This window comes from Planktothrix sp. FACHB-1355 (assembly GCF_014748295.1).
Classification (GTDB): domain Bacteria; phylum Cyanobacteriota; class Cyanobacteriia; order Cyanobacteriales; family Aerosakkonemataceae; genus Aerosakkonema; species Aerosakkonema funiforme_A.
In genome coordinates, this window is sequence record NZ_JACJUP010001148.1 from 1 (window position 1) to 2,155 (window position 2,155).

The following is a 2,155-nucleotide window of genomic DNA, read 5'->3' on the forward strand; positions in this document are numbered from 1 at the left end:
GCTGATAGCGCCGTAGCAACATTTCCAAATCGTCAGCAGAAGTGTGAGCGTCGCGCAAGTGAAATTGGATACGCTGACCCGGACGGACGCGATCGCCAATTGCGATCGCCCCAACTCTGGGATCGACCCCCAGCAGATTGCGAATCAAAAAATCTCCGTGTTCCAAATCCTGCTTGAACTCATCCCGCGCCACACCCACAAACAGGGAATTCTGCGCCAGCATCCGATCCTCCTCGCTCAGAGTTTGGATCAAATCCCGTAACACATCCAAAGGTTTGCGGGGTTTTCCGCTACCCCCCACTTGAGCAGTTACAGGCACCTCCAATTCCATCACAACATTCCGCTCTCCCGCTATCACCGTGTAAGGTTCGCCGATCGGACGGCATCCCTGCGCCACAATCGTTTCCACAACAAGATTACCGCTGAGGGCAACACCCACAGTTCCTTCCCGGTGCAGCCGATAATTGCAAAACAAGCCAGAACTGCCGCCGACAGCACTACCGCTTGCCAATCCACCCACTTTGATCGATCCCGGATAAGCAAAATCCAGACCTTGAATTAAATCGTTAATGCCAGATGTAAAGGGATCGGCTAACAAAACAAACTGAGGTTCTGCTTGTGGCAATACACCGATTAAATCCACCCACGTATCTGGCGAACTATCCAAATCCGGCAATGATTCGGGAAGGACGTGAAAAGTGCGGACATTTACTCCGGGTAAGGACATTAAACTCAAGCTTAAGCCTGGTTCTCCCTCAATTTCCTGCACCTCTCCCTGTCGATTGACGCCAATCACACCACCGCCACCGCAACCAATTATGGCCGGTACCGATAGCACCTCCCGGAATAAAGGCATCAGCCTGGTATACTCGCTGGCAAAAGCAGACGAAATAAACACCACAGCCAGATCTGCTGACGCCTGCAACGATTGATTGGCACGTTCTGCAACTTCCTCTACAGCCGCTTCTAAAGAAGGACGGGTTGACAGAGCGTTTGCCCACTTTATCTGGTTGGTCATGGGTTTTACCATCGTCCTAAAGTTTAATGTTGTTTTTAGTCTAGGGACTTTCGGCTTAAGCTTTTACTTTTTGGAGCGATAAGGTTTACGCTTATCTATAAATTGCAGCTTAACCCCGGTATATCGCCATATTAGCGCTCCCAGAATTCTCACAAACTATTTTTGAGCCTAAAATCGTCTCTGATGTGTTTCTGGAGCGCTTTTCACATGGGTAAAGCTACTTCGGCTCAGTCCTCTATTTTCCCTTTTTTCCACCAGCCGCAGCAAAATTACTTACCCGTACCTGGCGATCGCTCGTTAAGAAGTGTTAACCTATAACTACAACAAGCAATGGCGTGTAAAGCCCGCCTGGGGAGCAATCAACCGTTAAATCTTAAGAAAAAACCGCAATACCAATTCGATCGACCGGTTGAAGGTATGAATGGAATAAAGCCTCTGCTAAGAACCGTCCTCCCAGGTAAGATTTATCAGAAGGCTCAATCTGAAAGATTGACAGCTCTGATTGACAAAAACGATCTCAGAAAATAACAGCGTATGAGCAACATCCAAGAAAAAATCGACCAAGAGCGCGACCAAGCTCGTCAAGTCTGCGATGTCAGCGGTAGCAACTCTAAAGAGTGTGCTGCTGCTTGGGATGCTGTAGAAGAACTGCAAGCAGAAGCTTCTCATCAGCGCCAAAGCAAAAAGAAGAATTCCCTTGAGCTATATTGCGATGACAATCCCGATGCCGCTGAGTGTCGGTTGTACGAAGACTAAAATCCCTTAGTCTTAGAGATGATTCTGGCTGTGAGAACCCTAAGTTTTTCACAGAAACGCTCGCAATTTTGAGCAACCGAACTTCCAAGTAGAAGTTCGGATTGCTTATTTTTTGATGTTTGGAAAAGAACTTCTGTATGATGCCAGCAATAGAAAAACTATGCAAAATAACCCTTGGTTTGCACCGCTAGTCTGGATGGACTACCGACTGGCGGTATTATTTACTGTTATTGTGCCTTTGATTCTGCTAATTTGGGCTTTTGTCAAAAAAAACGAAGCTATTCAAAGGCTTTTAATTATTTACTGGCGAGTTGCTAGCCTTCTGGCAATCACAGTTTACCTGATGATTAACGCCATACCTATTAGCTTTGTAACTGGTAT

Annotated in this window: 4 protein-coding genes; 3 read left to right on the forward strand and 1 reads right to left on the reverse strand. The window is 46.8% G+C overall.

Annotated elements, in window-relative coordinates; genetic code table 11:
• Positions 1 to 1,018, reverse strand: a 1,018-nt coding sequence (locus H6S82_RS30070) for an FIST N-terminal domain-containing protein (RefSeq protein ID WP_191057235.1), incomplete at its 3' end; no start/stop codon positions are given.
• Positions 1,019 to 1,348: 330 nt separating this feature from the next.
• Here H6S82_RS30070 and H6S82_RS30075 point away from each other — a divergent pair.
• The 3 genes from H6S82_RS30075 to H6S82_RS30085 all read left to right on the forward strand — a co-directional run.
• Positions 1,349 to 1,546 (forward strand): hypothetical protein, encoded by a 198-nt coding sequence (locus tag H6S82_RS30075; protein ID WP_190472687.1) that lies wholly within the window; start codon positions 1,349 to 1,351, stop codon positions 1,544 to 1,546.
• A gap of 6 nt (positions 1,547 to 1,552) precedes the next feature.
• A complete protein-coding gene (locus tag H6S82_RS30080; RefSeq protein ID WP_190472690.1) occupies positions 1,553 to 1,774 on the forward strand; it encodes a Calvin cycle protein CP12 in 222 nt (73 codons plus the stop codon).
• Between the two features lie 160 nt (positions 1,775 to 1,934).
• A partial coding sequence (locus H6S82_RS30085) for a DUF3177 family protein (protein WP_191057236.1) occupies positions 1,935 to 2,155 on the forward strand: 221 nt, incomplete at its 3' end.